The 26,833-nt window shown below is 73.7% G+C and carries 29 protein-coding genes and 1 riboswitch; of the genes, 12 read left to right on the top strand and 17 right to left on the bottom strand.

What is annotated here, in order from left to right:
- The first annotated feature begins 45 nt into the window (after positions 1-45).
- Positions 46-552 carry an Lrp/AsnC family transcriptional regulator gene (locus tag KBX63_RS03915; RefSeq protein ID WP_374102182.1) on the top strand — a complete coding sequence of 169 codons (507 nt, stop codon included), beginning with the start codon at positions 46-48 and terminating at the stop codon, positions 550-552.
- An 11-nt stretch (positions 553-563) separates the two neighbouring features.
- On the opposite strand, the gene KBX63_RS03910 is transcribed toward KBX63_RS03915, so the two are convergent.
- The 3 genes from KBX63_RS03910 to KBX63_RS03900 all read right to left on the bottom strand — a co-directional run bounded on the left by KBX63_RS03910 (position 564) and on the right by KBX63_RS03900 (position 2,421).
- Complete coding sequence (locus KBX63_RS03910; protein WP_210908253.1) at positions 564-1,535, bottom strand: DNA polymerase domain-containing protein; 972 nt, start codon at positions 1,533-1,535, stop codon at positions 564-566.
- Between the two features lie 118 nt (positions 1,536-1,653).
- Complete coding sequence (locus tag KBX63_RS03905; protein ID WP_210908251.1) at positions 1,654-1,980, bottom strand: hypothetical protein; 327 nt, start codon at positions 1,978-1,980, stop codon at positions 1,654-1,656.
- Positions 1,981-2,190: 210 nt separating this feature from the next.
- On the bottom strand, positions 2,191-2,421 hold the full coding sequence (locus KBX63_RS03900) for a hypothetical protein (protein ID WP_210908555.1): 231 nt from the start codon (positions 2,419-2,421) through the stop codon (positions 2,191-2,193).
- Between the two features lie 141 nt (positions 2,422-2,562).
- Here KBX63_RS03900 and KBX63_RS03895 point away from each other — a divergent pair, with 141 nt between their 5' ends.
- From KBX63_RS03895 to KBX63_RS03885, 3 genes are all read left to right on the top strand, one after another.
- Entirely contained in the window at positions 2,563-3,294 is a 732-nt protein-coding gene (locus KBX63_RS03895) for a histidine phosphatase family protein (protein WP_210908244.1), read from the top strand.
- Complete coding sequence (locus KBX63_RS03890; RefSeq protein ID WP_210908242.1) at positions 3,278-4,147, top strand: NAD(P)H-hydrate dehydratase; 870 nt, start codon at positions 3,278-3,280, stop codon at positions 4,145-4,147. Before KBX63_RS03895 ends, KBX63_RS03890 begins: the two co-directional genes overlap by 17 nt.
- A 90-nt stretch (positions 4,148-4,237) precedes the next feature.
- Positions 4,238-4,738, top strand: coding sequence for a hemerythrin domain-containing protein (locus KBX63_RS03885; RefSeq protein WP_210908241.1), 501 nt, complete (start codon positions 4,238-4,240; stop codon positions 4,736-4,738).
- Between the two features lie 80 nt (positions 4,739-4,818).
- Here KBX63_RS03885 and KBX63_RS03880 read toward each other — a convergent pair whose 3' ends face one another.
- Positions 4,819-5,625 carry an SDR family oxidoreductase gene (locus KBX63_RS03880; protein ID WP_210908239.1) on the bottom strand — a complete coding sequence of 269 codons (807 nt, stop codon included), beginning with the start codon at positions 5,623-5,625 and terminating at the stop codon, positions 4,819-4,821.
- Positions 5,626-5,773: 148 nt separating this feature from the next.
- Positions 5,774-5,863: riboswitch (ZMP/ZTP riboswitch) on the top strand.
- A gap of 18 nt (positions 5,864-5,881) precedes the next feature.
- Between KBX63_RS03880 and KBX63_RS03875 the strand changes: the two genes are divergently transcribed.
- Positions 5,882-7,318, top strand: coding sequence for a glycine hydroxymethyltransferase (locus KBX63_RS03875; protein WP_210908237.1), 1,437 nt, complete (start codon positions 5,882-5,884; stop codon positions 7,316-7,318).
- Between the two features lie 131 nt (positions 7,319-7,449).
- On the opposite strand, the gene KBX63_RS03870 is transcribed toward KBX63_RS03875, so the two are convergent.
- Positions 7,450-7,710, bottom strand: coding sequence for a hypothetical protein (locus KBX63_RS03870; protein WP_210908235.1), 261 nt, complete (start codon positions 7,708-7,710; stop codon positions 7,450-7,452).
- Positions 7,711-7,821: 111 nt separating this feature from the next.
- On the opposite strand from KBX63_RS03870, the gene KBX63_RS03865 reads away from it, so the two are divergent.
- Entirely contained in the window at positions 7,822-8,439 is a 618-nt protein-coding gene (locus tag KBX63_RS03865; protein WP_307871600.1) for an MmcQ/YjbR family DNA-binding protein, read from the top strand.
- A 66-nt stretch (positions 8,440-8,505) separates the two neighbouring features.
- Here the strand turns inward: KBX63_RS03865 and KBX63_RS03860 are convergent, their stop codons facing one another.
- Positions 8,506-9,081 carry a hypothetical protein gene (locus KBX63_RS03860; protein WP_210908227.1) on the bottom strand — a complete coding sequence of 192 codons (576 nt, stop codon included), beginning with the start codon at positions 9,079-9,081 and terminating at the stop codon, positions 8,506-8,508.
- Positions 9,082-9,513: 432 nt separating this feature from the next.
- On the opposite strand from KBX63_RS03860, the gene KBX63_RS03855 reads away from it, so the two are divergent.
- Entirely contained in the window at positions 9,514-10,452 is a 939-nt protein-coding gene (locus KBX63_RS03855) for an exo-alpha-sialidase (protein ID WP_210908225.1), read from the top strand.
- A 499-nt stretch (positions 10,453-10,951) separates the two neighbouring features.
- Here KBX63_RS03855 and KBX63_RS03850 read toward each other — a convergent pair whose 3' ends face one another.
- The 9 genes from KBX63_RS03850 to KBX63_RS03810 form a co-directional block, all read right to left on the bottom strand.
- Positions 10,952-11,290 carry an antibiotic biosynthesis monooxygenase gene (locus KBX63_RS03850; protein WP_210908224.1) on the bottom strand — a complete coding sequence of 113 codons (339 nt, stop codon included), beginning with the start codon at positions 11,288-11,290 and terminating at the stop codon, positions 10,952-10,954.
- The gene (locus KBX63_RS03845; protein WP_210908221.1) at positions 11,287-12,534 is read right to left on the bottom strand and encodes a beta-ketoacyl synthase N-terminal-like domain-containing protein; all 1,248 of its coding nucleotides are present in this window, start codon (positions 12,532-12,534) and stop codon (positions 11,287-11,289) included. Before KBX63_RS03845 ends, KBX63_RS03850 begins: the two co-directional genes overlap by 4 nt.
- Positions 12,531-13,808: a beta-ketoacyl synthase gene (locus KBX63_RS03840; RefSeq protein ID WP_210908214.1), complete on the bottom strand. Its 1,278-nt coding sequence runs from the start codon at positions 13,806-13,808 to the stop codon at positions 12,531-12,533. The genes KBX63_RS03845 and KBX63_RS03840 overlap by 4 nt, the downstream gene beginning before the upstream one ends.
- The gene (locus KBX63_RS03835; protein ID WP_210908212.1) at positions 13,805-14,209 is read right to left on the bottom strand and encodes a cupin domain-containing protein; all 405 of its coding nucleotides are present in this window, start codon (positions 14,207-14,209) and stop codon (positions 13,805-13,807) included. The genes KBX63_RS03840 and KBX63_RS03835 overlap by 4 nt, the downstream gene beginning before the upstream one ends.
- Positions 14,202-14,957, bottom strand: a complete 756-nt coding sequence (locus tag KBX63_RS03830; RefSeq protein ID WP_210908210.1) for an SRPBCC family protein — start codon at positions 14,955-14,957, stop codon at positions 14,202-14,204. Before KBX63_RS03830 ends, KBX63_RS03835 begins: the two co-directional genes overlap by 8 nt.
- Entirely contained in the window at positions 14,954-16,393 is a 1,440-nt protein-coding gene (locus KBX63_RS03825; RefSeq protein ID WP_210908209.1) for an acetyl/propionyl/methylcrotonyl-CoA carboxylase subunit alpha, read from the bottom strand. Before KBX63_RS03825 ends, KBX63_RS03830 begins: the two co-directional genes overlap by 4 nt.
- A 20-nt stretch (positions 16,394-16,413) precedes the next feature.
- Positions 16,414-16,944: an acetyl-CoA carboxylase biotin carboxyl carrier protein gene (accB, locus tag KBX63_RS03820; RefSeq protein WP_374102183.1), complete on the bottom strand. Its 531-nt coding sequence runs from the start codon at positions 16,942-16,944 to the stop codon at positions 16,414-16,416.
- 158 nt (positions 16,945-17,102) lie between these two features.
- A complete protein-coding gene (locus KBX63_RS03815) occupies positions 17,103-18,896 on the bottom strand; it encodes an acetyl-CoA carboxylase carboxyltransferase subunit alpha (RefSeq protein ID WP_210908207.1) in 1,794 nt (597 codons plus the stop codon).
- Entirely contained in the window at positions 18,893-19,231 is a 339-nt protein-coding gene (locus KBX63_RS03810; protein ID WP_210908205.1) for a TcmI family type II polyketide cyclase, read from the bottom strand. Before KBX63_RS03810 ends, KBX63_RS03815 begins: the two co-directional genes overlap by 4 nt.
- A 447-nt stretch (positions 19,232-19,678) precedes the next feature.
- Here KBX63_RS03810 and KBX63_RS03805 point away from each other — a divergent pair, with 447 nt between their 5' ends.
- The 5 genes from KBX63_RS03805 to KBX63_RS03785 all read left to right on the top strand — a co-directional run bounded on the left by KBX63_RS03805 (position 19,679) and on the right by KBX63_RS03785 (position 24,999).
- A complete protein-coding gene (locus KBX63_RS03805; protein ID WP_210908197.1) occupies positions 19,679-20,473 on the top strand; it encodes a BTAD domain-containing putative transcriptional regulator in 795 nt (264 codons plus the stop codon).
- Positions 20,474-20,566: 93 nt separating this feature from the next.
- Positions 20,567-20,914: a TcmI family type II polyketide cyclase gene (locus tag KBX63_RS03800; RefSeq protein ID WP_210908195.1), complete on the top strand. Its 348-nt coding sequence runs from the start codon at positions 20,567-20,569 to the stop codon at positions 20,912-20,914.
- A gap of 14 nt (positions 20,915-20,928) precedes the next feature.
- Positions 20,929-22,278: an NAD(P)/FAD-dependent oxidoreductase gene (locus tag KBX63_RS03795; protein WP_210908188.1), complete on the top strand. Its 1,350-nt coding sequence runs from the start codon at positions 20,929-20,931 to the stop codon at positions 22,276-22,278.
- Between the two features lie 224 nt (positions 22,279-22,502).
- Complete coding sequence (locus tag KBX63_RS34970; RefSeq protein WP_307871598.1) at positions 22,503-23,519, top strand: hypothetical protein; 1,017 nt, start codon at positions 22,503-22,505, stop codon at positions 23,517-23,519.
- A 283-nt stretch (positions 23,520-23,802) separates the two neighbouring features.
- Positions 23,803-24,999 (top strand): low temperature requirement protein A, encoded by a 1,197-nt coding sequence (locus KBX63_RS03785; RefSeq protein ID WP_210908181.1) that lies wholly within the window; start codon positions 23,803-23,805, stop codon positions 24,997-24,999.
- Positions 25,000-25,036: 37 nt separating this feature from the next.
- On the opposite strand, the gene KBX63_RS36325 is transcribed toward KBX63_RS03785, so the two are convergent.
- The gene (locus tag KBX63_RS36325; protein WP_210908179.1) at positions 25,037-25,795 is read right to left on the bottom strand and encodes an Asp/Glu racemase; all 759 of its coding nucleotides are present in this window, start codon (positions 25,793-25,795) and stop codon (positions 25,037-25,039) included.
- Positions 25,792-26,619, bottom strand: a complete 828-nt coding sequence (locus tag KBX63_RS03775) for a hypothetical protein (protein WP_210908177.1) — start codon at positions 26,617-26,619, stop codon at positions 25,792-25,794. The genes KBX63_RS36325 and KBX63_RS03775 overlap by 4 nt, the downstream gene beginning before the upstream one ends.
- Between the last annotated feature and the right edge of the window lie 214 nt (positions 26,620-26,833).

Raw genomic sequence — 26,833 nt, 5'->3', positions numbered from 1 at the left:
GATCCAGGTGGAAGGCGGGACGGTTGGCATGCGGAAGGCGTATCGGTGAGCCAGGAGGCCACAGACGGGGTGGGCCGGGCGGCCGGATCGGGACGATCGGCACGCCCCCTGGACGAGGTGGACCGGCGGATCCTCGACGAGCTGGTCCGTGACGGGAGGACCTCGGTGCGCACCCTCGCCGAGCGGATCCACATCTCCCGCACCAACGCGTACGCCCGGGTGGAGCGGCTGCTGCGCGACGGAGTGATCACCGGGTTCCGGGCCCAGGTGGCGCCCGTGGCGGCCGGCCTGGGCACCTCGGCGTACATCGCGCTGACGATCGAGCAGAACACCTGGCGGGAGGTCTCCGCGGAGCTGGCCCGGGTGCGCTACATCGAGCACGCCGCGCTGCTCGGCGGCGACCACGACGTGCTCGCGCTGGTCCGCGCACCGGACAACGCCGCGCTGCGGGACGTGGTGCTGGGCCGGGTGCAGAGCATCCCCGGCGTGTTGTCCACCCGCACCTGGCTCGTCTTCGAGGAGTTCGACGGGGCGGGCAGCCCCTGGGCGTGACAGCCGGGCGCTCAGCGTTCCGGCGGGGCCTCCAGCCCCTCCCGGTCGGCCAGCTCCAGCAGCGGCTCCAGCGAGCGCCGGTCGCCGTCCAGGCCGGCGTGCGGGTCGCCCCGCTCGGCGAACCGGGCCGGCACGGACAGCACGTCGAAGTCCTCCGGGCGGGCGTCGTCCAGCTCCGCCCAGTCCAGCGGTGCCGACACCAGTGCCCGGGGTGTCGGCCGGATCGAGTACGCCGAGGCCATCGTGTGGTCGCGGGACATCTGGTTGTAGTCGACGAAGACCGGCTTGTCCCGCTGCTCGCGCCACCAGGTGGTGGTGACCAGCTCCGGTAGCCGGCGCTGCATCTCCCGGCCGAGCGCGAGCACCGCCCGGCGGCAGTCGCCGAAGCTCCACCGCGGCTCGATCGACAGGTAGATGTGCAGGCCCCGGCCGCCGGTGGTCTTCGGATAGCCGGTCAGGCCCAGCTCGGCGAGGAACGCCCGCACCTCCTGGGCGACCGGCACCACCTGCTCGAAGTCGACGCCGGGCGCCGGGTCGAGGTCGATGCGCAGCTGGTCGGGACGCTCCACGTCGACGGCGGTGACCGGCCACGGGTGGAAGCGCAGCGTGCCCAGGTTGGCCGCCCAGATCACCACGGCCAGCTCGCTCGGCGCGACCTCGTCAGCGGTGCGGCCGCTGGGAAAGGTGATGTGCGCGGTCCGCACCCATTCGGGCGCGCCCGCCGGCAGCCGCTTCTGGTAGAACGCGTCACCCCGGTTGGTCTGCCGGGTGGCGATGGTCGCGCCCTCGAAGACGCCACGAGGCCAGCGTTCCAACATGGTCGGCCGGTCCCGCAGCGCGCGCAGGACGCCGTCACCCACCGACAGGAAGTAGCGGACCACGTCCAGCTTGGTCAGCCCGCGCTCCGGGAAGTACGGCTTGTCGGGGCTGGAGACGCGGACCAGCCGCTCCCCCACCTGGATCTCCTCCGCCGCCGTTGCCACGCCCACGAGGGTACGACGCCGGCGGGCTCCTCGCGGTCATCGACGGGAGACCAGCACGGCGCGGCGCGGGCGTGTCCGCCCGGCCCGCCGTCGACCGCCGTCCGGGCGGCAGGCCCGGTCAGGTGACCAGGAGGACGCCGACCAGAATCAGCGGCAACCCGACGAACAGGAAGATGCCGACCCCGGTGAGCACCCGCCCGCCGCCGGCCTCCTCGCGCTCCGGCGCGATCCCGAAGGTGGCACGCGGGCCCAGCATGCCGATCCGGCTCAGCGTCAGGTCGCCGGTCACTCCGAACAGGGCGCCCACCACCATCAGCGCGATCCCCAGTCGGCCGGTGTAGTCACCCCCGTCGACCGCCACCCAGACCGCCGCGGCGGCCGCGACCAGAACAGCGGCGATCAGGAACAGCAGCAAAGCTTCGCGCAGACCCCGGACGACCGTCATCGTCGGCCCCACCCCTCCGTCTCGGGGCGGCCCGGCCACCCCGGACGGCATTGTTCCCCATCAACCTCCTGCGGCGCTGTCCTGAACCGGACCGGTCCCGGGGGTATCGAGGGGATTGCCTCACGGTGGGGCACTGTGCTGCGGAGGTGAGCGCGGCGGATGCCGGTCAGCGACCGGCATCCGCCTTCGCACAGACGACGTTCGCCCCGGTCAGCGCTTCTCCTGCTGCATCCGGGACATCAGCATCTGCTTGCCCTGCTCGCCCGCCTTGCGGCTGTTTTCCTGGATCATGCGGAACCAGTTGGCCAGTTCACTGTCGCCACGCTGCTCGGCGTCGGAGATGTACGTGTCCATCCGGTACACGTTCTCCAGCGACATCTGCAACGTCCGGATCAGGTCGTAGTTCTTGTCCTTCACCGGGCTGGTCTGTTCCTTGACCATTGTTGCCACGGCGCACCTCCCCTGTCGGCTCGCGGTGAAGCCCACGCTTACCCGGCCGGCACGGGTTCACGCGCCGACCGGGGTCGCCGGTGCCGCATGATGGCGCGGTTACCGGGCACACGGGCCGGGTAGGGGTGCCGCATGGCCGAACTGGCAACCCTGTGGATCATCCGACACGGCGAGAGCACCGCGAACGTGGCGGCAACCGAGGCCGAGTCCTCGGGTGCGGACCTGATCGGGCTCACCCACCGGGACGCCGACGTGCCGCTCTCCCCCACCGGCGAGGAGCAGGCCCGGGCCACCGGTCGCTGGCTGGCCGGGCTGCCCGCGGACCGTCGCCCGGACGTGGCGGTGGTCTCGCCGTACCTGCGGGCGGTCTCCACGGCCGAGCTGGCACTGCACGCCACCGGGGTGCCGGTGAGCCGGGACGAGCGGCTGCGCGACCGGGATCTGGGCATCCTCGACGGGCTGACCGGGCACGGGGTCCGTCGGCGGTTTCCGGACGAGGCCGAGCGCCGGGCCCGGCTGGGCAAGTTCTACTACCGACCGCCCGGCGGTGAGTCCTGGACCGACGTGGCGCTGCGGCTGCGGACGCTCCTCGGCGACCTGCGCCGGGACCATGCCGGTCAGCGGGTGCTGCTCTTCGGTCACGACGCCCTCGTCTTCCTGCTGCGCTACCTGGTGGAGGGCCTGACCGAGCCGGAACTGATGGCGCTGACCCGCGAACACGTGATCGCCAACTGCTCGATCACCCACTGGTCGGCCGACAGCGAGGATCGGCTGACGCCCGGCGGGTTCAACGAGGTCGGCCACCTGCGCCAGCAGGGCGCCCAGCCAACCACGGAGGACGAGGTCCATGCCGAGCCGGTCTGAGGTGAAGGTGATCACGCCTGGGCTGCTGCGGGACTGGGCGCTGCCGGTCCCGGCCGGCGGCAAGGAGAGCCGGGGCACCGTGCTGGTGGTCGGCGGCTCCCGCTTCACCCCCGGGGCGGTGCTGCTCGCCGGGGTCGCCGCGTTGCGCGCCGGCGCGGGCGTGCTCCAGCTCACCGCCGCCGGGTCCACCGCTGCCACGCTGAGCGTCCAGGTGCCCGAGGCGCTGGTGATCGGGCTGCCGGAGACCCCGACCGGCGCGGTCGGCGCGGACGGGGACGGCCAGCTCGGCGAGTTGATCGGTCACGCCGACGTGGTGGCCCTGGGTCCGGGGCTGAAGGGAATCGACGAGACGCGCCAGCTGCTGAGCCTGGTCCTGGACGCGGCGGGGCCGCGCACCCCGCTGGTGCTCGACGCGTACGCGCTGGGCGCGCTCAGCCACGAGCCGGACCTGCTGGTCGGCTCGGGGCGGCCCGTGGTGCTGACCCCGAACGTCACCGAGGCCGGGCACCTGCTCGGCCGGGACCCCGCCGACGACCTGGACGCCGAGGCGGCCGTACTGGCCGCCCGGTACGAGGCGGTCGTCTCGCTGTACGGGCACGTGGCCACCCCGGACGGGCGGCGCTGGCGCGAGGAGAGCGGCGACGCCGGGCTGGGCACCTCCGGCAGCGGGGACGTGCTCGCCGGGCTGCTGGCCGGGCTGCTCTCCCGGCGCGCGGAGCCGGCGCAGGCCGCCTGCTGGGGCGCGTTCGCGCACGCGGTGAGCGGCCAGCGGCTCATCCCCCGGTACGGCCGGATCGGCTTCCTGGCCCGCGAACTGCTCGACGAGATCCCCCGCACCCTGGCCACCGTCTGACCGGTCGATTCCGGCGTATTCAACCTGTTTCCGCAGTTCACCACCGGGGTACCGGATCGACACCAGACGAGATCCAGGGAGGTCATGCCGGTGTCGACCGATGCCATCGTCCTGCTCAAAGAGGACCACAAGGAGATGCGCCGCCTGTTCAAGGCTTTCCAGGATGCCGAGGAGGGGCCGGCGAGCCAGCGGCAGAAGCTGGTGGGCCAGATCCTGGAGGCGCTGACCGTGCACACCTACCTGGAGAACGAGGTGATGTACCCGGAGATCCGCCGGCTCCTGCCCGACCTGGAGGACGACATCCTCGAGTCGTACGAGGAGCACCACGTGGCGGACCTGCTCTGCTTCGAGCTGGCCAGCATGGACGCCGAGGACGAGCGCTTCAACGCCAAGACGACGGTGCTGATCGAGAACGTCACCCACCACGTCGAGGAGGAGGAGCAGGAGTGGTTCCCCAAGGTGCGCGAGGCACTGGGCCGCAAGCAGCTCCAGGAGATCGGCGAGAAGATGCTCGCACTGCGCGCGGACGCGCCGCGTACCCCCGGCGAGCCGAAGGCGATCAAGAAGGCGATCGACGCGGTGACCGCCTGAACCACCCCGCGTACGACGAAGGGCCCGGCGCGTTGCCGGGCCCTTCGTCGTACGCCACCCCGCTCGGGGCGGCACCGCGCTCAGTCGCCCGAGCCCGGCTCGGCCATCCGGCGGTGCTGCTCGGACTTGAGCTTGTCCGGGACGATCTTGCCGGCCGCGGTCTGCACCTTGTTCATCAGCGAACCCACGGTGACCGTCTGGTCGCCCTTCATCAACGCGGCGAAGCCCTGCGCGGCGACCTTCGCCGGGTCGTCCTTCTTTGCGGAGCCCACGCGGGTGTCCTGCATGTCGGCCCGGTCGAAGAACTCGGTGTCGGTCGGACCGGGCATCAGCGAGGTCACCGTGACGCCGTTGTCCTTCAGCTCGTTGCGCAGCGCCTCGGCGAAGGACTGCACGAACGACTTCGACGCGTTGTAGACCGCCTGGAACGGCCCGGGCATCGTGGAGGCGATCGACGAGGTGAACAGCACCCGACCCGCGCCCCGCTCGACCATTCCCGGCAGCAGCCGCTTGGCCAGGTGCACCGTCGAGCGCACGTTCAGGTCGACGATCTCGAGCTCGTCACGCAGGTCGGTGCCGCCGACGAAGGACCCGCCGGCACCCCGGCCCGCGTTCAGCGCCAGGGCCCCGATCGGGCGCCCGGTCGCGGCGACGGCCGACACCAGCTCCTCCACGCCCTGTTCGCGGGCCAGGTCGACGCGGACCGGCTGGACCTGCGGGCCGCCGTCGCGTCGCAGCTTCTCCGCCGCCGCCGTGATGCCGTCGTCCTCGGCGGCGATGAGAAGGTCTAAGCCGTGCTCGGCGAACTGCACGGCCAGCTCGTACCCGATCCCGCTGGACGCCCCGGTCACCACGGCGAGCGGCCGCTCGGTGGTCGGTGTGGTCATGAAGGGTGGCTCCTCTCGTTCGGGCGGCGGTCGCACCCGCTGCGGTGACCCGCCTCGTACCGTGTGCCCCACCACGGACCGCCCAACCACCCCGGCGGGTCGCGTCGCGAGGTCGGCCGGGGCGGGCCCGGGTCGGCCCGGTAGGATCGGCGCGGGCCGTTACTGGCGCGTGGGGATGGAGAACCATCGGGGAGCGGCCCCGTCACGAGGACGTTTGCCGAGCGCCTGGGCCTTCCGCACGTCTGTAGGAGGTCGCATGTCGCGCAACGCCGAGTCCACCGCATTCCGGAGTGCCCTTGAGGTGATCCGGGCTGTCGAGCCGCGGGTGGCCGACGCCATCGGCGCCGAGCTGACCGATCAGCGGGAGTCTCTCAAGCTCATCGCCAGCGAGAACTACGCCTCCCCGGCGACCCTGCTGGCGATGGGCAACTGGTTCAGCGACAAGTACGCCGAGGGCACCGTCGGGCGCCGCTTCTACGCCGGTTGCCAGAACGTCGACACCGTCGAGGCGCTCGCCGCCGAGCACGCCCGCGAGCTGTTCGGCGCGGCGCACGCCTACGTGCAGCCGCACTCGGGCATCGACGCCAACCTGGTCGCGTTCTGGGCGGTGCTGGCCGACCGGGTGGAGTCCCCCGCGCTGAAGAAGGCGCAGGTGCGCCAGGTCAACGACCTCACCGAGGCCGACTGGTTCGCGCTGCGCCGCGAGCTGGGCAACCAGCGGATGCTCGGCATGTCGCTGGACGCCGGCGGCCACCTCACCCACGGCTTCCGGCCGAACATCTCCGGCAAGATGTTCGACCAGCGCAGCTACGGCACCGACCCGGCGACCGGTCTGATCGACTACGACCGGGTGGCCGAGGCGGCCCGCGAGTTCAAGCCGCTCATCCTGGTCGGCGGCTACTCGGCGTACCCCCGGAAGGTGAACTTCCGGATCCTGCGGGAGATCGCCGACTCGGTCGGCGCCACCTTCATGGTCGACATGGCGCACTTCGCCGGCCTGGTGGCCGGCAAGGTGTTCACCGGCGACTTCGACCCGGTGCCGCACGCGCACATCGTCACCACCACCACGCACAAGTCGCTGCGCGGGCCGCGCGGCGGCATGGTGCTCTGCCAGCCGGAGCTGGCCGACCAGGTGGACCGGGGTTGCCCGATGGTGCTCGGTGGCCCGCTGCCGCACGTGATGGCCGCCAAGGCGGTCGCGCTGGCCGAGGCCCGCCGTCCCGACTTCGCCGACTACGCCCAGCGGATCGTGGACAACGCGCAGGCCCTCGCGGAGGGGCTGCTGAGCCGGGGCGCGAAGCTGGTCACCGGCGGCACCGACAACCACCTGTTGCTGATCGACGTGTCCGGCTACGGGCTCACCGGCCGGCAGGCCGAGCAGGCGCTGCTGGACTCGGGCATCGTCACCAACCGAAACTCGGTCCCACAGGACCCGAACGGCGCGTGGTACACCTCCGGCATCCGGGTCGGCACCCCGGCTCTGACCACCCGGGGCCTGGGCGCCGCGGAGATGGACCAGACCGCGGAGCTGATGCACACCGTGCTCACCCAGACCACGGCCGGCGCCAACGCCGACGGCACCCCCTCGAAGGCCAAGTACACCCTCGACCCGGCCCTCGCCGACAAGATCGCCCGCCAGGCCACCGACCTGCTGGCCCCGCACCCGCTCTACCCCGCCATCGACCTGGCCTGACGCTGAGGCGGGCCACCCGCCGGGCCGCCCGCTCAGCGCGGACGGACGAGCACGATACCTCTGAGTCATATCGATGACTCAGAGGTATCGCGCTCGACCGGCCGGACCGGCGCCGGTAACGTCGGTCGGCCTCAGGCCAGGGGGCGCTTGAGGTGGTAGCGGTGGACTTCGGTGCTGCCCTGGACGTTGTTCACGTCCTCCCCGGCGGAGACCAGTTCCCAGCCCTCCCGGCCGACCCGATTGAGGTGCGCGATGGCGGTGTCACCGAAGGCGGTGATGTCCCTGCGGGAACCGTCCGGCGCGTACCAGACGAACGAGACGTGAAAATTGCGGCCCTGCCCCTGATAGCGGCGGACGAGCAGGGCGTACTCCCAGGCAACCATGCACCCCATTATGACCGTCCACGCAGGACGGCGGCACGCGGGTCGTCGCGCTTTGCCATCCGATGAACGCGGTGTGTCAGCACGCCGAGCGGGCCCGACGTACCCGACACCGACGACGCGGTGGCCGGCCGGATCGACGAGGCGCTGGTCCGCCGCCTGGTCGCCGACCAGCTCCCGCACTGGGCCGAGCTGCCGGTACGCGCGGTGGAGGTCGACGGCTGGGACAACCCCCCTGGCCCACGCTCGGGCGGGCACCGGCCGAAGCCCGACACGTGCTCGACCAACTGCTCGCCGAGCACACCGTGGCCCGCTGACCCCCCGTACGGTGTGGACATGGCCAGCTGGGAGGACGTCCGCCGGATCGCGCTCGCACTGCCCGAGACCACCGAGCGGGCCTCGTACGACGGGCTGCCCGCCTGGCGGGTGCGGGACAAGGCGTTCGTCTGGGAGAGGCCGCTGCGACGGGCCGACCTGGCCGCCCTCGGCACCGCCGCGCCCGACGGGCCGATCCTCGGCGTCCAGGTGCCCGACCTCGGCGTCAAGGAGGCCCTGCTCGCCGACGACCCGTCGGTCTACTTCACCACCCCGCACTTCGAGGGCTACCCGGCGGTGCTGGTCCGGCTCGACCGGATCGGTGTGCCCGAGCTGACCGAGGTGATCACCGAGGCGTGGTACGCCCGCGCCCCCAAGCGGCTCGCCACCGCCCACCGCGCCCAGCAGGAGCCGGCCGGCGGCTAGCTCGGCGGGATGCAGCAGACGCACGCGATCGTCGTCGACCTGGACGGCACGCTGATCGGCTCCAAGTCAACGGCCGGCCGGGGCCGGGGTCGCGTGTTCGGTGGCGCAACGTGGGCAGCGCAGCCGCGCCCCGGCGGCCCCGGGCACCCGTAGCCGCTGACCGCAACCACAGGTGAACACCGGCCGGGCCGCCCGCAGGTACTCGTCGCGCTCTCGGCGCGGCCAGCTGCCACGGCAACGGTTGCACCGTTTCGGCGGGTAGCTGTGGTAATAGGCCAGCCCGAGCGCTCCCGCGATCATCACGGTGGCCGAGACCGGCAGACCCAGCAGCGCGAGCAGGGCGGGCAGCATCGCGCCGAGACCGTCCGACAACACCCCACCGACCACTGTCAACACCACCGCGGGCACGCCGAGCAGGATGCCGGCGAAGCCCCACGTGAAGGCCAGCAGGGACAGCACGAAGACCGCCCGCACCCCGCCGGGCGCCCAGCGGGCCACGCCGTACCCGCCGCAGCGCGGGCAGTTCGGCGTGGCGCGGTGTGGCACGGACCGCAACGCCTTCGGTGCGAGCCACTCGACCAGTCGCTTGAGGATCTCCTCGACCAACTTGGTCGCCATGGTCTGGAGGAACGAGCTGAGCACCGACGCCACCTCCCCAACCGACGCAACCGGCCCGGCGCGCACACCGGATGCCGATCCGAGCACCGGCGATCGTGCGCGTCACAGGCATCTGCCCAGGTCAGGCCCGCATCGCCACGACGCCGGCCCACCGCAATCGTGACCGGCCGGCGCCATCAACCCGCCCCAGCGGGCCGACGCCGTCACACGGGCGATATCAATCCGACAGTGCGAGCCACACCCGGCCGGGGAGTTCGTCGCGCGTTCGTCCCGTGGCCGTGCGGGCGTCGGCTGGGGCGGCTAGCGTCGGCTGTCGTCCCCCCGCCCCGGGCCCGTCCGGCCGGCCGGACGGTCGGCGCGGGTCCGGAGCACCGCCCGGCACCCGGAGCGGGGACCGGGCACTGGCCGGCGCCCGGAACGTCCCGCACTCCCCCCACCGCCAGGAGGCTGCCGCGCATGACGTCGTCATCCACCCGCCGCACCACCGCCGAGGTCACCGCCGTCCACCGGATCGGCGACAGCGCGCCGCACAGCGCCTTCACCGACCTGGTCCGGTACGCCGGGAGCTGGTTCTGCGTCTTCCGGGAGGCCCGGACCCACCTCTCCGCGGACGGCGTGATCCGGGTGCTGACCTCCCCCGACGGGCGGTCGTGGACATCCGCGACGGTCGTCCGCCGGGCCGGGGCTGACCTGCGCGACCCGCGCTTCGTCCTGCGGCCCGACGGGCGGCTACAGCTGCTGGCGGTGGCGGCCACCGGCGAGACCACCAAGGCGTTCCAGACGATGACCTGGCTCTCCGCGGACGGGCACTCCTGGGGCGAACCTGCCCCGGTCGGCGAGCCGGGCGTCTGGGTGTGGCGGGCCGCCTGGCACGACGGCGCGATGTACGGCGTCGGCTACGCCACCTGTGAGCCGCGGTTCGCCCGGCTCTACCGCAGCGGGAACGGCATCGACCTCCAGCCCTGGGTGCCGACGCTCTTCGAGGGCGGCTACCCCAACGAGTCGGGGCTGGTCTTCGACCCGGACGGCAGCGCCATCTGCCTGCTGCGCCGCGATGGTGACGACGCCACCGCGCAGCTCGGCCGCGCCTGCCCGCCGTACCGGGACTGGAGCTGGATCGACCTGGGTGTCCAGGTCGGCGGGCCGGCACTGCTGCGGCTCCCCGACGGGCGGCTGCTAGCTGGGCTGCGCCTGCTCGACGGCGAGGTGCGCACGGCGGTCTGTGCGGTGGACCCGGAGCGGGGCGAGCTGACCGAACTGGTCGCGCTGCCCTCCGGCGGCGACACCAGCTACCCCGGCCTGGTCTGGCACGACGACCTGCTGTGGGTCAGCTACTACTCCTCCCACGAGGAGCGGACCTGCGTCTACCTGGCCGAGGTCAGCCTGACCGGCTGAGCGACCGGCCGGGCAGGCTGTCGCCCGCCGGGCGGTCGGGGCCGGGTCGTCGACCCGGTGCAGCGGGCCGGTCACGGCGTGGCTGCCGAGGGCGGCGTGGCTGCCGAGCGGACCACTGTGCCGGTGGTGGTACGGGGCGACCGGTCGCGCGGGCGCGGGATCGCCGCCGCCCCGGCGCGCCAGGTGGCCGGCGGGTGCCTGATGAACGGAACCTCGCCCGTCGGTCCGGGGTCCGTCGCCGTTGGACTCTCTGCCGCCACTGCCGATCACCACCCAGCGTCGAGACCCTCACGTACGCCTGCCAGGATGTTGCGGGGAACCATACGGCGCCTGCCGAAGACATTGCCAGATGCAAGTGGCTGGATCGAACTGACGACTGGCAGGATTGCCGGCAGGCTGTTCGACGGGCAGGATCGGCCGCGTATGTCGACAGGGTGTCACCGCCGGTTGACGCAGCGGCGGACGCCGCGCCACACATCGCGGCCACGGCCGAGCGCGCTCATCCCGGCGGCGCCGGAGCCAGGACTGGGGTGGGGGTCTCGGCGTGGATGTGGAAGCGCAGCGAGCGGGCGTCGGTGAAGCACTCCCGCATCGGGCGCACCAGGTCCCGGTGCTCAGGACTGCGCTCCCAGCTCTCGAAATCGGCCAGGCTCGCCCACTCACTGGTGATCAGCCACTGCTCTGGGTCCGTCGACGAGCGACAGACCTGGTCGACCAGGTGCCCCGGCACCCCGTTGGCAACCAGGTGCCGGACCGCCTCGTACGCGGCGAGGAACTGCTCGGTGCGCGGCACCGGCACCCGCACCAGGAAGACCACCCGGGCCCGCTGCTCGATCATGACGCCTCTCCCCTCATCGGCGCGGCCCCGCGCAGGACCAGCGCGCTGTTGAACCCGTCGAAGCCCCGCGCGCAGACCAGCGCCAGCCGGCTGCGCGGCCGGCGGTGTTCACGGAGGAAGTCCAGCTCGCACCCGTCGGCCACCTCGTCCGGGCCGGCGGAGGCGGGCAACGTGTCGTGCGCGAAGGCGAGCAGTGCGGTGGCCACGTCCAGCGCCGACCCGCCCTGGTACGCCCGCCCCGTCAGCGGCTTCTGGATGGTGACCGGAGGCGGCCGGTCGGCGAACACGGCGCGCAGCGCCTCGGCCTCGCTGCGGTCGTAGCGGGGTACGCCGAGCGCGTCGGGCAGCACCACGTCGATCCCGGCCGCCGCGACGCCGGCCCGGTCCAGGGCCAGCCGCATCGCCCGGGCGTACTGGGCCGGGTCGCCGGCGCTGTCCGCCGTCGTGTGCGCGGCGTCGTGGGTCGCGCCCCAGCCGCTCACCTCGCCGTAGATCCGCGCGCCCCGCGCCAGCGCGTGCCCCAGCTCCTCCACCACGAACACCGCGCCCCCCTCGGCGGGCAGGTAGCCGCTGGCCGCGACGTCGAACGGCCGGTACGCCCGCTCCGGGTCGGCGACGTCACTGAGCAGCCCCGAGCGCAGCTGGCAGGCCAGCGCGTACGGGCTCAGCGGGCACTCGGTGGCTCCGGCGATAACCACCGGCGTGCCCCGGCGCACCGCCCGGGCGGCGTGGGCCAGGCTGTCCAGCCCGCCGGCCGTCTCCGCGACCAGCACCCCGCTCGGGCCCTTGAACTGGTGGTGGATGGAGAGTTGCCCGACGCTGGCCGCGTAGAACCAGGCGATCGACTGGTACGCCCCGACGGTGCGCGACGAGCCGCCCCAGAGCCGTTGCAGCTCCCGCTGGCCGAACAGGTTGCCCCCGGACGAGCTGGCCAGGGTCACCGCATAGCCGTACGGGTCGGGAGCCCGCTCCGGCAGCCCGGCGTCGGCCAGCGCCAACCGGGTGGCGGCGAAGCCGAGATGCGTCCACCGGTCGGTCTGCACCAACTGCCGGTTGTCGGCGTACCCGTCGGCGGTGAAGTCGGGCACCTCCCCGCCGAAACGGGTCGGGTAGCCGGACGGGTCGAACAGGGTGATCGGCCCGGTCCGCCGGGTGCCGGCCAGCACGGTGCGCCAGTGCGCGTCCGCGCCGACACCGCTGGGCGCGACGACGCCGATGCCGGTCACCACCGCCCGGGCGTTCACCGCGGCACCGCCGCGGCGGGCAGCCGGCGGAACACCATCGCGGACTGGAAGCCGCCGAAGCCGCTGCCCACCGAGAGCGCCACGTCCACCGGGACCTCCCGTGCCTCGTTCGGCACGTAGTCCAGGTCGCACTCCGGGTCCCGCGTGGCCCAGTTCGCCGTCGGCGGCACCACGCCGAACTCGATGGCCAGCGCGCAGGCGGCCATCTCGATCGAGCCGATCGCGCCGAGCGAGTGCCCGACCATCGACTTGATCGAGCTGATCGGCACCCGGTACGCGGCCTGGCCCAGCGCCCGCTTGAACGCGGCCGTCTCGTGCCGGTCGTTCTGCCGGGTGCCCGAGCCGTGCGCGCTGATGTAGGAGACCTGCTCGGGGGCGATTCGTCCCTGCTTGAGCGCGTCGGTGACGGCCAGCCCCATCTCCAGCCCGTCCGGGCGCAGCCCGGTCATGTGGTAGCCGTTGCTGCGGCTCGCGTAGCCGGCGACCTCGCAGTAGACGTGCGCGCCACGGCGCCGGGCGCGCCCGGCCTCCTCCAGCACCAGCACCGCCGCACCCTCGGCCAGCACGAACCCGTGCCGGTCGGCGTCGAACGGGCGCGAGGCGTGCGCCGGGTCGTCGTTGTCCGGGCTGGTCGCCTTGATCGCGTCGAACGAGGCGACGGTGACCGGCGAGATCGGCGAGTCGGCCGCGCCGGCCAGCACCACGTCGGCCTCACCGTCCGCGATCATCTGGTGGGCGTAACCGATGGCGTCGATGCCGGAGGTGCAGCCGGTGGAGACGACCTGCGCCGGGCCGTGCAGCCCGTGCCGGCAGGCCACGTCGGCGGCCAGGCTGCTGGGCACCAGGGCCTGGTAGAGGTACGCACCGCCGCGCGCCGCGTCGACCAGCCAGTGCCGGCCGTGCTCGCTGACCGTCACGTACTCCTGCTCCAGGGCCATGGTGCCGCCCACGGCGGTGCCGAGCACCACCCCGGCCCGGTCCCGCTCGGCGTCGGTGAGCACCAGGCCGGCGTCGGCGACCGCCTCGGCGGAGCAGGCCAGCGCGAACTGCACGTACCGGTCGGCCCGGCGCCGCTCGGCCTCGGTGAGCCCGGCGGCGACCGGATCGAAGTCGCACTCGGCGGCGATCTGCGAGCGGAACGCCGACGGGTCGAAGAAGCTGATCCGCCGGGTGGCGGTACGCCCCTCGGTGATGGTCTTCCAGAAGCGGTCCCGGCTGGCGCCGCCGGGGGCGACCACCCCGACGCCGGTCACCACCGTGCGGCGCCCGGTCACGCCCCGCCCCGCTGCTCGACGAGTTCCGTGTCGACGTGCCCCAGCTCCGGCCGGGGGGCCAGCGGGCCCAGGTGGAAGACCACCTCGGCTGGTTCGACCCCGGTGTTGCGCAGCCGGTGCCGCACGTTGACCGGCACGAACAGCGCCTCGCCCGTGGCCAGCAGCGTCGGCTGGTCGTCCAGGTCGACCGTGATCGCGCCGCGGGCCACGTACAGGAACTCCTCGCTGTACGGGTGGTAGTGCTCGGCGATCCGCTCCCCCGGCGCGAGCGTGGCCACCCCGAGGAAGCCGGAGGTGCTGCCGACGGTGCGGGGGCCGAGCAGCACCCGCAGCTCACCGCCGCGCCGCCGGTCGGCCGGTACGTCCCGGGCGGCGACCGGTCGGGTGCTCAGGTCACTCATCGCCGGCCTCCGTCGGCTCGTCGCCAGCTGCCGGACGGCCCAGCTCGGCGCGCTGCCGCGCGATACGCTCGACCCGGTCCTTGATCACCCCGAGTTGGATGACGCTGTTGGTGTTGATCCGTTCGGTCATCGCGGCGTTGTCGACCGGCGCCGTCGGCTTCATGGCGAAGTCCTGCACCCAGATCATCCGGGTGCCGCCCTCCTCCTCGCTGTAGCGCCAGTGGATCCGCATGTACTCGAACGGCCCGGTCTCCACCCGGTGCGCCCGGACCTGCCGGCTCACCGGGTCGGCCGTGCGTTCACTGACCCAGCTCCACCGCACCCCGTTCTCGTCGGGATGCATGGTGAGCCGGAACCGCACGGTGTGCCCGTCGCGGTGCAGGATCTCCACCACGGCGTACTCGGTGAACAGCTCGGTCCAGTTCGCCACGTCGTTGGTGATCTCCCAGACCAGCGCCAGCGGCGCGTCGACGAGCACGCCGTTCTCGGTGTGCCCGGGCGGATCGGCGCGGCGGGCGACCAGGTCGGCCACGGCCGGGATGCTCAGCTGCCCGGACTGCTCCGGGATGCTCACCTGCCACCGGTCGGCGACGACCGCCGAAAGCTCCAGCAGTGCGAGCGAGTCCATGCCCAGTTCCTCCAGCGACGCGGCGGGCGCCCGGGCCGCGGCGTCGGCGTCCAGCCCGCAGTGCGCCACCAGGATGTCGGTGATCTCGGCGGTCAACGGGCGACCATGGGTGACGGTCATCGGGTCCTCCTGTGGGATACGTCGGGCTCCGCGGCGGGCGCGGGGCGCGGTGTGGGGGTCGGCCGCTGCGCGGGCGCCGGCTCGGGCGGCGCGGCGAGCAGACGGTCGACCAGGCCGGTGGTGTAGCGGCCCTTGCGGAACGCGGCGTCGTCGAGCACCCGCCGGACGAACGGGATGGTGGTGCGCACGCCCGGCCCGGCGATGTCGAACTCCTCCAGGGCGCGCTCCAGCCGGTTGAGCGCCAGCTCCCGGTCGGGCGCCCAGACCACCACCTTGGCCAGCAGCGAGTCGTACCAGGGGCCGACCAGGTAGCCGGCACGGGCGTGGGTGTCCACCCGGGTGAACGGGCCGCCGGGCGGGGTGAACCGCTCCAGCCGGCCGGGGGTGGGAACGAAGCCGCGCTCCGGGTCCTCGGTGTTGACCCGGCACTCCACCGCGACGCCGTGCAGGCGGATCTCCTCCTGCCGCCAGCGCAGCGGCACCCCGGCGGCGATGTGCAGCTGCTCGTGCACCAGGTCCACCCCGGTGACCATCTCGGTGACCGGATGCTCCACCTGGATCCGACAGTTGATCTCCAGGAAGTGGAACCGTTCCTCCCCGTCGACGAGGAACTCGAGCGTGCCGGCGCCGACGAAGCCGACCTCCAGCGCGCCCCGCAGCGCGGTCTCCGCGATGGCGTCGAGTGTGCTGGCGGGCAGCGCCGGCGCGGGTGCCTCCTCGACCAGCTTCTGGTGCCGGCGCTGCACCGAGCAGTCCCGGGTGCCCAGGTGCACCCCGTTGCCATGCCCGTCGCAGAGCACCTGCACCTCCACGTGCCGGGCCTCGGTCAGGTACCGCTCGACGTACACCCGGTCGTCGCCGAAGGCGGCCTGCGCCGCGGCCCGCGTGCGGGCGTACGCCCGGGCCAGCTCGCCCGGCGTGCGCACCACGGTCATCCCCCGGCCGCCACCCCCGGCGGCGGCCTTCACGATGACCGGGTAGCCGATGGCGCCGGCCACCTCGGCCGCCGCCGCGGCGGTCGGCACCGGCTGGACGCTGCCCGCCGGCAGCGGCAGGCCCGCCCGGCTCATCAGGGCCCGGGCCGAGGACTTGTCGGCCAGCGCCGCCATCACCGCCGGCGGCGGGCCGATGAAGGTCAGCCCGTTGTCCGCGCAGATCTCGGCGAAGTCGGCGTCCTCGGAGAGGAAGCCGTAGCCGGGGTGCACGGCCTGCGCACCCACCTGCCGGGCCGCCTCCACGATGGCGGCGGCGTTGAGGTAGCTGCGCCGGCTCGACGCCGGCCCGATCCGGACCGCCTGGTCGGCGAGGCGGACCGCCGCCGAATCGGTGTCCGCGGCGGAGTAGACCACCGCCGTCCGGACGCCGAGTTCCCGGCAGGCCCGGAGCACCCGCAGCGCGATCTCGCCCCGGTTGGCGATCAGCACGGTCTCGAACATCGCTCACTCACCCCGCGCCGTCACGTCGGATCCAGCTCGACCAGCGGCTGGTCGTACTCCACCGGCTGGCCGTCCTCGACGAGGATCGCGACCACCCGGCCGGCGCGGTCGGCGGCCACCTCGTTCATCAGCTTCATCGCCTCGACGATGGCGACCGGCTGACCCGGTCGGACCAGGTCGCCCACCGCGACGAACGGCGCCGCGCCGGGTTCCGGGGCCCGGTAGAAGGTGCCGACGATCGGCGCCCGCACCGCGGCGTGCCCGGGCACCGGTGGCCTGATCAGCGCCGCCGGCGGGCCGGGCACCGGCGCGGCAGGCGGTGCGGCCACGGCCTCGTCCGGCGGCGGCGGTACGTCCGGTCGCGCCACCTCGCCGGGGTGCCACTCCACCTCCAGCACCGTCGGCCCGCTGCGCAGCCGGATCCGGCGCACCGGGCCGGTCAGCTCCGCGATCAGCTGCCGCGCCTGCCTGCGCAGCCCGGCCAGCACCTCCTCGCCGCCCGCACCGGCGTCGTCGGGCCGGCTCCCGTCCGGCGGGCGGTCCCCGTCCAGGCGGACGCCACCATGGCCGTTGGACTGGCCGGGGTCGAGGCGCGCGCCGTCGTGCCCGGTGGCCCGACGGTCGACGCCGGGCAGCTCGGCGGTGGGGGCCGCCCGATCGCCGGGCACCTCAGCCGTCGACACCGCCCGGTCTCCGGCGGGCTCGGCGGTCACCGCACACCCGCCCGGGCACCGGCACGCGCGGCGCCGAACCGACGGAACCGTTGCCTGCGGAGGCGGACCAGCATCGCGGGCGGTACGTCCAGCAGCGGCAGCAGGTTGGCCAGCAACGCGGCGCGCAGCCGCCGGGCGATCTCCGCCGGGTCGTCGTGCGCGGCCGTTGCCGGCTCCGGCACGATTTCGTCGACCACCCCGAGCCGGCGCAGGTCAGGTGCGGTCAACCGCAGTGCGCGGGCCGCCTGCGGCGCCGCGGACCGGTCCGGCCAGAGGATCGCGGCGCAGCCCTCCGGGCTGATCACTGAGTAGACGGCGTGCTCCAGCATCAGGACCCGGTCGGCGACCGCCAGCGCCAGCGCGCCGCCACTGCCGCCCTCGCCGGTGATCACCGCCAGCACCGGGGTGGGCAGCACGGTGAGAGTGAGGATGTTCTCCGCGATGGCCGCCGCCTGGCCCTGCTCCTCGGCGCTCACCCCGGGGTCGGCGCCGGGGGTGTCGACGAGGGTGACCACCGGCAGGTCGAGCCGGGCGGCGAGGCGCATCAGCCGCAGCGCCTTGCGGTGCCCGGCGGGGCTGGCCATGCCGAAGTTGCGGGCGACCAGCTCGGCGGTGGTGTGCCCCTTCTGGTGGCCGATCACCATCACGTGCCGGCCCTCCAGCCGGGCCACGCCGCCGACGACGGCCGGGCAGTCACCGCCGAGCCGGTCACCGTGCAGCTCCACGAAGCCGTCGAAGACCGAGTCGAGGTAGTCCAGAGTGGTCGGTCGACCGGGGTGGCGGGCCGTCCGCACCGTGTCCCACGGGTCGCGTGCCGCCGGGCCCGGACGGTCCCCGGCCGTCGGGCTGGCCGGACTCTCCACGAGCGGGTCCCGGTCCGCACCGGCCGGCGGGATCGCCGGCCGCGCCGGCGCCGGGGCGTCGGCGGCCAGGCGCTCGCGACGCGGTGCCGGCTCCTGCCGGGGTACGGGCGGGCGACCCGACCGGCCGGCGCGGGTGGCGGCGAGCAGCGCCGTCAGCCGTCCACGAAGCGATCGACGCTGCACCACCATGTCCACCTGACCGTGCCGGAGCAGGAAGTCGGCGGTCTGGAAGCCCTCCGGCAAGGCTCGGCCGGTGACCTGGCGGATCACCCGGGGGCCGGCGAAGCCCATCCGGGCGCCGCTCTCGGCGAGCACCAGGTCGGTGTTGGTGGCGAACGACGCCGCCACCCCGCCGTAGGTCGGGTCGGTGAGCACGCTGACGGTGAGCAGGCCCGCCTCGCGCAGCGCCGCGATGGCCTGGCTGACCGTGGCCATCTGCATCAGCGACAGCGCGCCCTCCTGCATCCGTGCGCCGCCGGAGGCGGTGACCAGGATGAGCGGGACGCGGTCGTCCAGCGCCCGTTCGGCGGCCCGGGTGATCAGTTCACCCACCGCACAACCCAGGCTGCCGCCGAGGAAGCGGAAGTCCATCACCGCCAGCACCGCGGGGTGCCCGCCGATGGTGGCGGTGCCGCAGACGACCGCCTCGGCCAGCCCGGTGCTGGCCCGGGCGGCGGTGAGCCGGTGCGGGTACGGCAGCACGTCGACGAACTCGATGGGGTCCGCCTCGGGCAGCCGGTCGGGCAGCGGGCGCAGCGATCCCGGGTCGACGAGCTGGCGCAGGCGTTCCGGCGCGCCGAGCCGGGCGTGCGCGCCGCACTCCGGGCAGACGTCCAGGTTGCGCCGCAGCCGTTTGCGGTACAGCAGGCTCGCGCAGCCGGCGCAGCGGGACCAGAGCTGCTCCTCGCGCGGCGCGGTGGCGGTCACGACCGCCGCCCGGCGTCCACGGCGTCGAACCGGTAGAAGCAGGTGGCCATCGCGTCGCGCGGCGAGCGCCAGGTCGGCAGGTACGGCGAGACGTACGGCCGCAGCCGGTCGCTGACCCGGATGAACTCGGGATGGCCACGGGCGGCCTCCACCGCGCCCTGCGCCGGTTGCTCGGTCTCGAGCAGGTGCACGTAGAGGTCGTGCAGTCGGTAGAGCGAGCGGTGCCGGACCCCGACCAGTCGCGGCAGCTCCGTCGCGTCCGACTCGGCGAAGATCTCGGCGACCTGCTCCTCGGCGGTCGGGACGACCTTCGCGACGATCAGCGATCGGTCCATGCTGGGCCTCCCCCCACGGCGTCCGGGCCGGTGGCCGGTGGACCCCGGGCGCGCTGGACGACTGTCGACACGATGCGGCAGTCCTCGTCACGGCGGCGTCACCGTGCCGGGTCGGCCAGCGACGCTTGGTGGTGACGCTGCGTTGACGCAAGCTGTGTATCAGCTATGTGCCCAGCAGCCCTGCGGCGATGAATTCGAACGTAGGTTTGAGCAGTTCAGAACCGATCTCATGGTTGACCGTCACCGATAGAAGGTCCACGGTTGCGTTGACTCACCGTGACCGCTATTGATAATCTTCACCGTGGCCAGCCCGGCGGCTCCGGCGGGCGGGGCCGCGCCCCGACAGCCGTCGTCGCGCCCCACCGGTGGGGTCGACAGTGGCGTCACGGGCAGCCGATCCGGGACACAGCAGACAGTCGGGACGAGCGTTCCGCAGGGGGTGCCGCCGTGGCCGCTGATCCGTCCGTGCCGACCGCCGGGGATTCTCCCGAGACCGGTGTCTCGCTGCACCTGCTCGGCGGTTTCCGGCTGCTACGCGGCGCGGCGCCGGTCGTGGTGCCGCGCGGACTGCAACGGGTGATCGCGCTGATCGGGCTGCGCCCCGGCGCCACCCGCAGCCAGCTGGCCGGGCTGCTCTGGCCCGACGCGTCGGAGGAGCGGGCGTTGTCGTCGCTGCGCACCGCGCTGTGGCGGCTGCGGCAGGACCCGTGCTGCCCGATGACCGCGACCGGTGACACCGTGCGGCTCGGTCCGGCGGTCCGACTCGACGTGGACGACCTGGTCGGCACCGCGGCCCGGGTCCGCGACGGCGACGACCCGCGCACCGCCGCCGGAGCGCTCGCCGCCGGCCGGCACGACCTGCTGCCCGGCTGGTACGACGACTGGGTGCTGCTGGACCGGGAACGGCTGCGCCAACTGCGCCTGCACATGCTGGAGCAGGTTGCCGGTCAGCATCTCGTCGCGGGGCGCCACGGTGAGGCGCTGGAAGCCGCGCTGGAGGCGATGGCCGCCGAGCCGTTGCGCGAGACGCCACACCGGCTGGTGGTGCGCATCCACCTCGCCGAGGGCAACGCCTTCGAGGCCGTGCACGCCTTCTACGTCTACCGCGATCTGCTGCGCCGGGAGCTACGCCTGGAGCCCAGCCCCGCGATGAGCGCCCTGCTCGACGACACGCTCGCCCCGATCCGCGAGGCCAGCCGGGAGGGCGCCATCCGTCCGTCACCGGCCGGCCGGCGCACGTGACGGTGACGTGACAGGCGCTGCGGCACGGTGGGCACACAGGAGCACGTGGCCGCCGACCGGAGGGTCGGGGAAGCCACCGGCGGAAGGGGTCCCATGAGTCGTCTACTGATCGTCAGCCGGATCATCCCGGGCGCGGAGGGGCGGGTCGCGCAGATCTTCGCCGAGTCCGACGCCAGCGAACTCCCCGACCTGACCGGCGTCACGCACCGGTCCCTGTACTGCCTGCACGACCTGTGCGTGCACCTGATCGAGACCTCGGACGTCGACCCGGACGCCCTCGCCGCCGCTCGCAACCACCCGCTCTTCCAGCAGGTCAATGAGCGGCTCTCCGCGCACACCTCGCCGTACCTGCCGACCTGGCGCTCGCCCCGGGACGCCATCGCCGGCTGCTTCTACCGCTGGGACGCCGCTGAGGCCCCCGCGGCGCACCCGGCCGGCTGAGCGGGACGGCCGACGTGTCCGCCCCGCCACCACACGTCCTGATCATCGGCGCCGGTACGGGCGGGTTGTGCCTGGCGCACGGGCTGCACCGCGCCGGGATCAGCGTCGCCGTCTACGAACGACACCGCCACCGCGCCGAGGGACTGCTCGGCTACCGGGTGGGAATCGGTCCGACCGGCAGCCGGGCACTGCGGGAGTGCCTGCCGCCGGAGCTGTTCGCCACCTTCCTGGCCACCTGCGCCCGGCCGCCGCGTTACTTCAATGTGGTCACCCAGCGGCTGCGCCAGACCGCCTCGTTCGAGCTGCGTCCGGACGCCGACCCGGGGCACACCGAGCACTCGGTGGCCCGGATGGTGCTGCGCCAGGTGCTGTTGACCGGCCTGACCGACGTGGTGCACTTCGACAAGACCTTCGTCCGGTACGAGCAGCGTGACGACGGGACGGTCACCGCGTACTTCGCCGACGGCACCAGCGCCACGGGTGACCTGCTGGTGGCGGCGGACGGCACGCACTCGGCGGTGCGCCGCCAGTACCTGCCGCACGCGGTCACCCGGGACGCCGGCACCATCAACATCGCCACGCGGATCCCGCTGACCGCGCAGACCCGCGACCTGGTACCGGAGCGGGTACGCCAGGGCATCTCGCTGATCTTCGGCGCCGGCGGGACGATGGGCGTGCTGCACGTCATGGAGTTCAAGTGGGACGCCGAACGGGCGATCAAGCCCGGCGTCAGCGACGCCGACGCCGCGCTGCTGCGGGATTGGCCCGGCCTGTCCCACGACACCACCACCGACAACATCAACCTGATCATCTGGAGCGCCGCCCGCCGGTTCCCGGCCGACGTGCTGCAGCGCCGTGGCGAGGACCTGGTACGGGTCGCCCTGGACCTCACCCCGAACTGGCATCCGCATCTGCGGGAGTTGTTGAGCCGCGGCGACCCGGACAGCGCCCTGCCGATCAGGGTCACCACGTCCGAGCCGGTACCGCCCTGGAAGAGCAGCACGGTCACCCTGCTCGGCGACGCCATCCACACCATGACACCGGGTCGCGGGGTGGGCGCGAACACCGCGCTGCGTGACGCCCGGCTGCTCTGCCAGCAGCTCACCGGCGCCGTCGCCGGTGACAAGACGTTGCTGCAGGCGGTGGCCGACTACGAGGCGGCGATGGTGCCGTACGGCTTCGCGCGGGTCGGCGAATCGCTGAACCGCAGCGGCACCAGCGGCGACGACCGGATGTACCGCCCGGTGGTGGGTCGGCTCGCGCTGCTCGGCGCGCGCGGCTACTTCGGGGTGACCAGCCGGGTACCCCGGCTGCGTCGCCGCTTCGTCGACGACTTTCACACCTACGAGGGCGACCAGGACTGATCGAGCACTCCCCGGTCACGTCGACCCGGGCCCGGCGTCGGGACGCCGGGCCCGGAGTCGTCGCGTCCGGCGCAACACTCTGTCACTCGCCGGGCACCCGGCGCAGAGACCGTCCCACCCGTACCGCCCCCGACCGAGCCTCCCTGTCGTCGTCTACGCGCATGTGCGAAGCTGCGGCGAGTTTTTCTCGTGACTTTTCCGACGAGGTGAGAGGGAGGTTCGCCGTGGAGTGGTCTATCGGACACTCGCTGATAGTGGTACTGGCGCTGTTGCTGGGCCTGGCCGCCGGGTGGTTGCTGCGCGGCCGGCAGGGCGTACGGGCCAGCGGGCAGGGTCCGTCGATCGTGGACGGCGACCCCGGCGCCGGCCTGGCCGTGGTCGCCACGCCGGCGCCGGCCGCCACCATCGACGACACCCGGCCGGCGGCGAGCGTCGACACGGCGCCGGCCGCGGTCGCCGACGAGCCGGCCCCGGTGGACACGGTCAGCGCGCCGGCCGCGGTGACCACCGACGCCACGCCGGACGGTCCCGCCCCGGTCGACGCCCCGAGCACCGCCGACCCGGCCGACATGGCGCTGACCGACTCCCCGCCGGCCAGCCCTGCCGCCGAGGCGGCGGACGCGGCCGACCTCCGGCCCGAGCCGGCCACAGAGCCGGAGCCGGTCGCGGAGCAGTCCGCTCCGGCCACGGTGATCGCCCCCCGCCAGCCGGGGGACGACGTCCGGCCCACCGACGCGCCGCACGCCGACACCACCCCGGACGAGGTCACCGCGACCGAGGTCGCGACGGCCGAGACGGCGCGCACCAACACGACGCCGGCGGAGGCCACGACGGCCGACACGACGCCGGCGGAGGCGTCGGTCATCGGTGCGCGGGCGGACGGCGACTCCGAGCCGGTACGGGCCACGCCGCCGGTCCGGCCGACCGCCACCGCCACGCCGCCGGTCCGCCCGGTGGCCGACACGGCGCCGAGCGGTGCCGACACCGACCCGGAGGGCCCGGCCGACGACTTCCGCCGGATCCAGGGTGTCGGGCCGAAGATGGCGGCCGCGTTGCAGGCGGCCGGCGTGCGCACCTACGGCCAGCTCGGCGAGCTGGACGAGCCGGCGCTGCGCGACCTGATCCGGGCCGCGGGCCTGCGCGCCGCGCCGGGTCTGGCCAGTTGGCCGCAGCAGGCGCGGGTGCTGGCCGGCGCCGGTGACGAGATGGCCGCCGTGCTGCCGGGCGACGCCCGGGGCTGACGACGAAGAACCGGGCCCCGGCGGGCCGTCCTGCGAGGGCGGCCCGGCGGGGCCCGGCCGTTGGGGCGGAACGACGGCGTGCCGAGGCCCGATGATCGACTCCGGGTCCAGGAAACCGGCCTGTCCGCACGACCGTGACACCCCGACTTCCTGGACACCGAGTCGATCACCCCGGTCGGGGGAAGACCGGACGACCGGGAGGTAGCGTCGTCGGCTGCTCGCTACCGTCGGTCGAGGTGGGCCGGACAGTCCGCCACCTCGACCGGCACCACAGGAGCAACCCGTGCACTTCGCCGCGCCGGAGCCCGGGTCCGGTCCCCCGGTGCGCGACCCGGAGTCCCCGCGCCGGGTGACGCTGCTCGAGCTCTTCTTCGACCTGGTGTACGTGGTCGCGCTCGCGCTCATCTCCCGGAACATGGTCGACGGCCTCGACTGGCACCGGGCCGCGGAGGCGCTGATCCTGCTGTCCGCCGTCTGGTGGACCTGGGCGATCACCACCCTGGTCACCGACATGTACGATCCGGAACGCAACGAGATCAAGCTGCTGGTCGCGGCGGTGATGTTCGGCGTGCTGCTGATGACCACCGCGATCCCGGAGGCGTTCGGCGCCCGGGGGCTGGTCTTCGCCGTCACCTACGTGGCGATCCACCTCGGGCGCGGACTGTTCCTGATGCCCACCGTGCGCCGCGAACCGCAGACCCAGCGTCGGGCGGCGCGGATCTTCGTCTGGTTCGCCGTGTCGGCGATCCCCTGGATCATCGGCGGGTTCGTCAGCGACGACGCCCGAATGGCGTGCTGGGCCATCGCGCTCGCCATCGACTACGGCGGGTTTCGGCTCGCGTACCCGGTGCCCGGGCTTGGCGTGGTGCCGGAGCAGCAACGCAATGTTCAGGCGGAGCACCTCTCCGAGCGCTACCAGCAGTTCTTCATCATCGCCCTTGGCGACGCCATCCTGACCGTCGGCACCATGTTCAGCCTGGCACACTCGGAGGTGGCCAACATCGGGGCCTTCGCGGTGGCCTTCCTGACCACCCTGCTGCTCTGGCGGATCTACGTGCACAAGTCCGGCGAGCTGCTGCCGGTGGCCATCCAGTCGTCCAGGGAGCCAAGCAGGTTCCTGTTCACCGCCCCGTACACCCACCTGCTGATGGTCGCGGGGGTGGTGACCACAGCCGCCGGGTTCCACCTGGTGCTGCACGAGCAGCCCGGGCGGACGCCGCCGGCCTGGCTGGCGGTGATCCTGGGCGGCCCGGCGCTGTTCCTGGCCGGCCGGGCCTCCTTCGAGTACGAGGTGTTCAGCCGGGTGTCGCTGTCCCGTCCGGGCGGCCTGCTGGCACTGCTGACCATCGCGCCCGCGGTGCTGTACCTGCCACCGGTCTTCGCCTCCCTGGGCGCCATGCTGGTGCTGGCCGGCGTGGCCTACGCGGACTTCCGGCGCAGCCGCGGCAAACCCCCGGAGGCTCCCGCCCCGCCGCACTGAACCGGCCGATCGTGGTGCCGCCGGTGTGCAGGACCGGTCAGCGCGGCGTCGCCCCGGCCAGCAGCCGACCCGCGTCCGGCACGTACGGCTCGACGCCCAGGCCGGTGAGCAGTTGGTGCACGGTGGCGGTGGCCGCGGTGAGCACCGGGCGGCCGAGACGGGCCTCGACCTGCGGCACCGCGGCCAGCGACGGCAGCTGCACACAGGCGGAGAGGACCACCGCGTCCACATCGGTCACGTCCAGCCGGTCGGCCAGCTCCACCAGCCGCTGCGTGGGGATGCGGCCAACCGCGACGTTGTCCGGCTCGCTGAGACTCACCGCCTCCGTCACCCGCACACCGTGCCCGGCGAGGTACCCGGCGACGGTCGCGGTCAGCGGCGGCAGGTACGGCGCGATCAGTGCCACCCGCCGGGCGCCCAGCGCGCGCAGCCCGGCGACCAGCGCGCCCGCACTGGTCACCACCGGCATGCCGTGCCCGGCGCGGCCGGCCGCCCGGCCCAACCGCTGCTCGGCACGCTCGTGCGCGCCGGGACCCTCGCACATCACCGCCACCAGGCACGCGTACGCGAGCACGTCGCAGCGGGCGTCAGCCAACTCGGCGACGCAGCGGACGGCGGAGCGGTTCATCCGGGCCAGTTCGTCGGGGGTCACCTGGTGCAGCCGTACCCGGCTGGCGTGGGTGGTGAAGTGGACCGTCGGGTCGACGGTCTCGCGCCGGCGCAGCATCGCCGGGATCTCGGTCTCCATGGTGGTGTTCGAGCTGGGCAGCACCAGGCCGACCCGGTAGCCGCTCACACCAGCGCCCCGGCGTACCCCCGGACCTGCAACCGCTGCGTGGCGGCGCCACCGAGACGCACCTGGAGGCCGAGCGGCGCGGCGGCCCGGCGCACCTCGTCCAGGTGCAGCGAGCCGTGCCGGTCCACGGTGAGCACCGGCGGCTCCTCCAGCTCGCCCTCGGGGGCGTGGAAGGAGAGCAGGGTGACCGAGGTGGTGAGGTACCCCGGATAGGCGGCGCGCGCCGCCGCCTCGTCCCGATGGGCGAGCACCACCAGGTCGTCGAGGTGGGCGAAGTCGGCGGCGAGGCCGCCGGCCTTCCAGTGCGCGGGCTCCTCGGCCGCGCCGGTGAGGTGCCGGGACCGGTTCGCCGAGGTGATGTAGAGGTGGTCCGACCCCGTCTCCGCGAGCGCCCGCTCGAAGAACGCGTTGGACGGGCAGGTCAGGCCGGGCGCGATCACCTGGGTGGTGCGCAGCCCCTGGTCGATCTGGGTGAGGTGCTCCGGCAGCCGGTCCGCCGCCGGGCCCCGGAAGCCGAACGGCCCGGCGCCGTAGAGGGCGTCCATCAGCGCCCGCAACCGGCCGACCGGCAACCGGGGCGAGATCCGGGACCAGTCGAACATCGCCGGGATCCGGCCGACCGCGGTGGTGATGCTGCCGACCTGGTGGATCGGGCGGCCCTTGGCCAGGTTGACCCGGCGCACGGTGGCCGTGTCCGGGCGGGTGACGATGACGTAGAAGTTGGCGAAGGCCGCCGCGACGACCGCGCCGCCGGCGAGCGCGCGAGCCGCGATCGCCACGTCCTCGGGGCGGTCCAGGTACAGGGTCGGTTGCGGGGCGTCCATGAGTCCTCCTCGGCGGGGGCCGTGAGGCAGTTCTACGTCGGGTGACCCGTCCGACGGCCGGGTCCGTCGTCGATCCGATAGCCGGCCCGCCCGACCTGGTGCGGGCGGCCGATGGCAGGGCTGTACCGACGGCGGACGGTATCGGCCGGACGGACGATCCGCAGGGTCGCGCGGGCAGCAGTTAGCGGCTCGACCCGATTGGGTACAACGCCTG

This window comes from Micromonospora sp. U21, from assembly GCF_018070045.1.
In the GTDB taxonomy this organism is placed as follows: Bacteria; Actinomycetota; Actinomycetes; order Mycobacteriales; family Micromonosporaceae; genus Micromonospora.
This window is presented reverse-complemented; position numbering and strand designations above follow the sequence as displayed.